Annotated in this window: 6 protein-coding genes; 4 read left to right on the forward strand and 2 right to left on the reverse strand. The window is 33.5% G+C overall.

Features of this window, described 5'->3' with window-relative positions; translation table 11 throughout:
- The first annotated feature begins 57 nt into the window (after positions 1 to 57).
- Positions 58 to 234 (forward strand): lantibiotic dehydratase C-terminal domain-containing protein, encoded by a 177-nt coding sequence (locus L1283_RS28050; RefSeq protein WP_429626780.1) that lies wholly within the window; start codon positions 58 to 60, stop codon positions 232 to 234.
- Between the two features lie 7 nt (positions 235 to 241).
- Here the strand turns inward: L1283_RS28050 and L1283_RS28055 are convergent, their stop codons facing one another.
- Together L1283_RS28055 and L1283_RS28060 are read right to left on the reverse strand one after the other, a co-directional pair.
- Complete coding sequence (locus L1283_RS28055) at positions 242 to 946, reverse strand: LytR/AlgR family response regulator transcription factor (protein ID WP_286736998.1); 705 nt, start codon at positions 944 to 946, stop codon at positions 242 to 244.
- A gap of 13 nt (positions 947 to 959) precedes the next feature.
- Complete coding sequence (locus L1283_RS28060; protein ID WP_286736996.1) at positions 960 to 2,141, reverse strand: sensor histidine kinase; 1,182 nt, start codon at positions 2,139 to 2,141, stop codon at positions 960 to 962.
- Between the two features lie 398 nt (positions 2,142 to 2,539).
- Between L1283_RS28060 and L1283_RS28065 the strand changes: the two genes are divergently transcribed.
- The 3 genes from L1283_RS28065 (at position 2,540) to L1283_RS28075 (ending at position 6,392) form a co-directional block, all read left to right on the forward strand.
- Entirely contained in the window at positions 2,540 to 3,544 is a 1,005-nt protein-coding gene (locus L1283_RS28065) for a helix-turn-helix domain-containing protein (protein ID WP_286736993.1), read from the forward strand.
- 115 nt (positions 3,545 to 3,659) lie between these two features.
- Positions 3,660 to 5,873 carry a trypsin-like serine peptidase gene (locus L1283_RS28070; RefSeq protein ID WP_286736990.1) on the forward strand — a complete coding sequence of 738 codons (2,214 nt, stop codon included), beginning with the start codon at positions 3,660 to 3,662 and terminating at the stop codon, positions 5,871 to 5,873.
- 60 nt (positions 5,874 to 5,933) lie between these two features.
- On the forward strand, positions 5,934 to 6,392 hold the full coding sequence (locus L1283_RS28075; RefSeq protein WP_286736988.1) for a hypothetical protein: 459 nt from the start codon (positions 5,934 to 5,936) through the stop codon (positions 6,390 to 6,392).
- Positions 6,393 to 6,616 lie beyond the last annotated feature (224 nt).

Below are 6,616 nucleotides of genomic sequence, written 5' to 3' on the forward strand. Positions count from 1 at the left end.
ATGGGTCTTTTTCTTTCATGACCGTGTCGTTTGAATAATTGAATATAAATAATCTTATTGAATTATTCCTTTGACACAGTTTATGTTACAGTCTCGACCGTTAGAATAATTGGCTCTCTGACACATATGCTTTTGAATAGAATTTTCTTCACCAAACAAAGAGAACAGGAAATGGTAATTTACCATTTCCTTGCTAAGATCTTAAATAGTGAGTTCAGGAGAACTGGATGTTAAAAAGCAATTATCCTCCAGTTAATCCCAATCGTTTAAACAATTCTGCTTTATATTGACCACCAATTGGTACATCGTCCAAACTGCCTTTCATTTTTATTATATTACCTTCAACTTGCTTAGCATAATCTAGATTAATGATGTAAGATTTGTGTACTCGGATAAACTGCTTTGCATTGACCAAGGATTCTTCCATTTCCATCAGTTTTTTCCACACATGGTATGTTTTTTCCAATGTTTCAACCCAAACGTAATCCTTATCTGCCTTGATTGAATATACTTCATCATAAGGTGTAATGATAATATTTGACCTATCTTTAATTATAAGAAAGTTCAGTTCCGGTTTGGTTCCCTTCTCCAAGTTTAAGTACGCCTGGGCTTTTTCTATAGTCTGCAAAAGACGATCTACGCCAAATGGCTTAAGTATATAATCTAGGACATTTAATTGATATCCTTCGATAGCATGTGATGGATCACCAGTAACAAATACAAATAAAGGAGGATTTTTAAGGCTTTTAAGAAAATTAACACCATCCAAGTCAGGCATTTGAATATCACAGAATACCAGATTTATTTCGTTTGATCTTAACACTTTCATTGCATCAAATGCATTATTAAATACTCCCACAATTTTTATATCGGGAATTTTCTCTAAATGAGACACGAGTATTTCCTGTGCCAGTTGTTCATCATCAATTACAATACATTTAATCATTTTTCAAGATTTATTACAATTCAATTTCAAGTACGACAGTGTAACTATTCAGATTATCAGATATGTCTAATTTATATCTATCCTTATACCGAAGTTCCAGTCTCCTCTTAACATTTTTCAATCCGATGCCACCTTTTGGTGGTTCGGTACTGCTTTTATTTACTCCATTAGCAACTACGAACTTCAATACACCTGAATCAATTGTTAATGAAACATCAACCCTTGCATCTGCTCTGCTTCTTTCCGGTCCATGTTTGATCGCATTTTCGATAAAAGGCAATAGCATTAATGGGACTATTCGATAAGGTTCCTTTATCTTCACTATATTAAAATTCAGATTTATGTTATTACCGAATCTGATCTGGATAAGGTCCAGATAATCATTTAAAAACTGAATTTCTTTTGCGATGAATATTTTATCATCATTGGTCTGATAAAGCAAATACCGTAACATATTAGACAGTTTCATTATGGTATTAGGAGTACTGGGTTCTCCTTTTTCAGCCAGCCTATATATGCTATTTAACGTATTAAATAAAAAATGGGGAGAGATCTGAGATTTAAGAATTTCTAATTCCATCTTAAGGTTATCTCTTTCCAGATTTGCTTTATCTAATTCAAGATTTGCTTTATCTAATTCAAGATTAGTAGTCTTTAATTCTAAATTTGCTTTTTCAAGTTCGAGTTCGGCCTGGTTCTTTTCTAATAAAAGCATCTTGTTGCCTTGAACAATAAGATGCTTAACCAATTTTGGTGTTAATGGTAGGGATACAAGGGTTAAAAAATCAGGAAATGCACCAGGAAATTTTTTAAGTTGATAAATACCGAAATAGCCATCACTGGTAAAAAATTTCACATACTTATAAATGCCACTACCTTCCTTTAATTCAAAATCAGTAAGAAACTCACATGCAAAATAAGTAATATTTAACCACCAGATATATGATAGGATAATAAATATTATGAGGGGAAGTACTTTTCTTTTTTCTATCCATTTTGAAATAAGCCAAATACCGGAATAGAACAAGGATGTAGTAACAAAAAGTTCTTTTGCTACTAAAATCCAGATATAGCTCCCTCCTAGCCTTCTATAAGTAAAATAATACGTAAAAAAGACCAACATCCAAAAAATTATATGCACGATCACCCTAACGAAAGGGGTGTACCATTTCCCCCAAATAATTTCTCTTCTCATGTAATATTGGTTTACTTACTAATATCTCCCTATGCAATATGTAGTCAAAAATTTACTAAATATAATAAAGAAAGATCTTAAAGAAAGATAATCGGCACATAACATGATACAATAATAATTTGCGCAAAACTTAACAACCTCTAACTAAAGCAATTAAAAAAAATATTCACTTTTTTTGGTAAGCCTAAAGATACCAAATCGTTACATTCCAAAATATCGGGCAAATCCCATGATTTATCAAGGTCAAAATACAGTTGGACGAGAATATTTAAAATTAAGGCTTTATAAGCGTATTTTAATCGGCTATAAATTGATATTAGAATTTTTATCCGCATCTATCAATTTTTGGATAGAAATCTAACTTAATGATGTTGCACCCTTTTTATAGTAATAAAGGCATGGAGCAGATAGTAATCATAGAGCCTATTGAAGAGAATCGTGGAAAATCAGTTTCTAAAATAATTCGCCATAAACCTAATCATTGCAGATTTCCGGTGACCGGTCTCCCATGGACAGTAATTGAAACTCCAGAGGTTGTGATTTCTGAGCAATCTAGAAGTTTAATGGGAGCAAATATGCAACTTTTTGAATTTGAAGTAAAGCAAGAAGCATCAATACTATTTAGACTGACAAAACCAACGACATTTCTTTTTTTTCATTTGTGCGGAGAGATTGAATACTTTACTTATCAAGGTGAAAAGCTTACAAAAATGCGCAAACCAACATTTTATCTAACTTATGGGCCAGCGGTCAGATATAAGATGAAATTAGAGAACGGTCATCATGCTATTCTAGGTATCGCATTGGAACAGCTTTGGTCTTTTACAACGGAAGAATCTCCTTCGATTTTTGATGAATTATACAATGCCTGGTTGACTAGTTCCAATACACCGATAATACTTCCCCATAAAAGAATTATTAAAGAGGTCTGGAGCATATTAGGGAGACTAAGGATGACTGTAGTAAGGAACATGGAAGATCATATTGGTATACTAAAACAGATTTCTACCTGTTTGACAACTTATCATAAATATATTGTTGAAGACTACAAAAACACGAATAGACCAGAAGAGATAATTGGCGAAAATATCAAACTTTATTTACATAATCATTATATGTTTGAAGATGAATGTAGGCTTACCACAATCCAAATAAAACTTAAGTTAACCGAATGGCAGCTTCGAAAAATTTCCAAAAATATATTCGGCTGTTCAATTGGACAATATCTCAATAATCTTCGCTTAGAAAAATCTATCCAATTTTTATTAGAAACCGATTTGACCGTTAATGAAATAACAGTTCGAATTGGCTTTACTTCACCAACAACATTTTCCAATTATTTTAGAAATAAAACAGGTTACTCCCCAACTACCTTTCGAAAGAAAAGCAAAAAAAGCTATTGAAAATTGAGAATATTAAAAATATTAACGAATAATTCTCTCCATTTTCAATAGGTTAACACCAAATCATATTGATATTTTAGGAATCACTTATTTCCATAACTATAAACTATTAAATATGAAAAGCTTAACATCCTTATTAACCTGGCGTTCGTTGAATTTTAGAATACCAAGTTTTTGTACATTGGTTATTTTCATTGGGCAACTATTTGTAATTCAATTATGTTTTGCTCAATTAAGCACAAACGAAAATCCTATATCCCAAACTCTGAAACTTGATTTAAAGAAAGGTATTGACACTAAACAAACTTCCGGTATACCAGATTTAAAAAGATTAATAGAAGAGGACAGACAAGACAGCATCAATAATCGACCTCCGAGATTTGGATATAAAATTAAAGTAGATTGGAATATTCAGAATTCTGGAACCTGGGAAGATCTCCCCGATGGTGGCAGATTATGGCGTTTTAAGATCAACAGCCCAAAAGCCATTTCTATTAATTTATTATATGATAAATTTTGGCTACCTGAAGGAGGAAAACTATTCATATATAATGAAGGTAAATCACAGACCTTTGGAGCTTTCACCAGTATAAATAATAAAGGCACTAAAGAAAAACCAGGCAAATTTGCTACCGCATTAATCTATGGTGATAATACTATACTCGAATACTATCAACCTAAAGGAGTAACTGACCTACCAATTATCTCAATTAGTTATGTTGTTCATGGATATAGGTATGTAATAATCGGAGATCAACCTTCCCAAATATCTAATAAGGCTTTATCTTGCTACATCAACATCAATTGCCCTGAAGGATCACAGTTCCAAATAGAAAAACAAGCAGTAGCAGTAATCGTAATAAACGGGAATGCACTATGTACCGGATCACTAATTACTACTGCTACACGAGATATGAGCCCTTATTTTTTAACAGCAAATCATTGTTTAGGTTCTTTGGATGCAGTCAATAATCCAGATGCGTCAGACTGGACATTTTGGTGGAATTATGAAAGTCCAAACTGTTCCAATCCTTCTACAGCACCTCCACACTTTACAACCAGTGGAGCAACGCTAGTGGCAAACTATGAGCCATCTGACATGGCTTTATTCCGCCTATCAGAAGACCCAAAAAATCTAACAAATTATAACCCTGCTTGGGTGGGATGGGATAGAAATACAACCAGCGCAACATCGGCAACGGGAATTCATCATCCTGCAGGCATGATTAAAAAAATCTCGCTTTCTTATCAAAACGTAACTTCATATCCTAGTTCGATAAGTTGGTTAGGAGGAGGAACTTCTCCCGCAAATTCACATTGGGCAGTCAATTTTACAGATGGTACAACAGAAGGAGGGTCTTCTGGTTCATTTATCCTAAATCAAAACAAATTAATCATTGGTCAACTGCATGGGGGTGACAATATCTGCGCCCCAGTTACAAAATATTATGGTAAAATTGACTGGTCGTGGAACAGTGGAACAATTGCGCAACGTAGATTAAGAGACTGGCTTGACCCTACAGGGACAGGATTAGCTATCGCATACACAAAACAACGTAGTATTATTGGCCCTGAACTAAATTGCTCTGGTTCTAAAACATACACATTAGAGTCTCCACCTGTGGGTGCGACCATAACTTGGTCAACCTATGGATCGGGTGTATTTTCTGTCTCAGGATCAGGAGCAACAGCAACTGTAACTAAAATCGGCGATGGCAGCGATATTTTACAGGCTAAAATTGGTTCTTTTATTTTAGCTGAAAAACGTATTACAACCTTAACATCAACATCCATACAAAGTACAAAATATGGAAATTGTAATTCCAGCGGTTGGCAGGAATGGTTCCTAGTTGGAAATTCTGACAACGGTACCTCTGGCTGGTATTGGTACACAAGCACCTTGCCTCCAAATGTCCAGGTAAATATTTATAATCCCAATTCAACAACAACGTGGGTATCTATCAAAGGTGGCGGAGGTGCAATTAATTGTAGCTATACAGACAATTGTGGCAGACCACAAGGTGGCGGTGTAACGATATATGCGGCATGTCCAACGTCGGCGTTATTCAAAGCAGACTATAATTCTAAAAGTAAAAAAATCAATATAAGTCCGATTGAAGGAAACAATCCAAAGGATTATACAAAAGCTACATATATTAAAAACATCAAATTATATTCACCAAATGGAACAGGAGCGATCGTAGATCTTAATTACAAAGATGGAGGTTTACAGAAGATAATTGATGTTCCAGAATTGCGGGAGGGACGTTATTTAATAGAAATTACTATTGGAGATCTTAAGGAGATGGTAGCTATTGATATCCAATAGGTAATGTAGCGAAATTACAATGGTGTACGTTCTCTCTATTACTAATTAAACAAACTAAATATGAAAAATTATTTAAAATTTCTAATTCTATCCGTTATTGCTGTTTCCATCGGATCATGTAAAAGTGAAGATGAAATTGTAGCCTGTCCTGATATTTACGTTCCTTTGGTCGCAAATATCAATTATATAGATAATAGCGGAAAAGATCTAATTTTTGGAGATAATCCATTGTATGCTCCAGCAAATATAAAAATGTATAAAGTATTGGCAAATGACCAAACAGCTCCAATTAATTTCACTATTAATAAGGATGCAAAATTCCTATCTGTAACATTAGACAAATTAGAAATTGGTACCTTTTATATTGAACTTAAACCTGACGTTACTGATAAAATAACTTATACTACCAAAATTGACCAGAACTCACCTTGCAAGGATTATAAGTTAATTGATATAAAACAGAACGATGTTTTTGCGAAATTTGATAACAAAACACAGGTCTGGACATTAGAAAAATAATAAATATTTCATTTTCCAAATTTATAAATTGTAGGGTAGGAAGTAATTTCTACCCTTTTTTGTTGATTATCGTTATTTAAAATGCTATTCAAAATTGAGGAAAAATGGGTTACATTTTTTTGTTCCTCTTGTAATCTCCCCTAAAAATAGCTACGATTATTAATGTAGTTTTATAAATTAGGGACAATGAAAAAAAGCAAATTCAGCGAGTCACAGATCATCAA

Origin of the sequence: Sphingobacterium sp. HSC-15S19, assembly GCF_050433745.1 — a bacterium.
Taxonomy (GTDB): Bacteria; Bacteroidota; Bacteroidia; order Sphingobacteriales; family Sphingobacteriaceae; genus Sphingobacterium; species Sphingobacterium siyangense.

Bases quoted from the DNA above. Each gene is read 5' to 3' on its own strand.
- L1283_RS28075 (WP_286736988.1), top strand. From the start codon at position 5,934: ATGAAAAATTATTTAAAATTTCTAATTCTATCCGTTATTGCTGTTTCC.
- L1283_RS28070 (WP_286736990.1), top strand. From the start codon at position 3,660: ATGAAAAGCTTAACATCCTTATTAACCTGGCGTTCGTTGAATTTTAGA.
- L1283_RS28055 (WP_286736998.1), bottom strand. From the start codon at position 946: ATGATTAAATGTATTGTAATTGATGATGAACAACTGGCACAGGAAATA.
- L1283_RS28060 (WP_286736996.1), bottom strand. From the start codon at position 2,141: ATGAGAAGAGAAATTATTTGGGGGAAATGGTACACCCCTTTCGTTAGG.
- L1283_RS28065 (WP_286736993.1), top strand. From the start codon at position 2,540: ATGGAGCAGATAGTAATCATAGAGCCTATTGAAGAGAATCGTGGAAAA.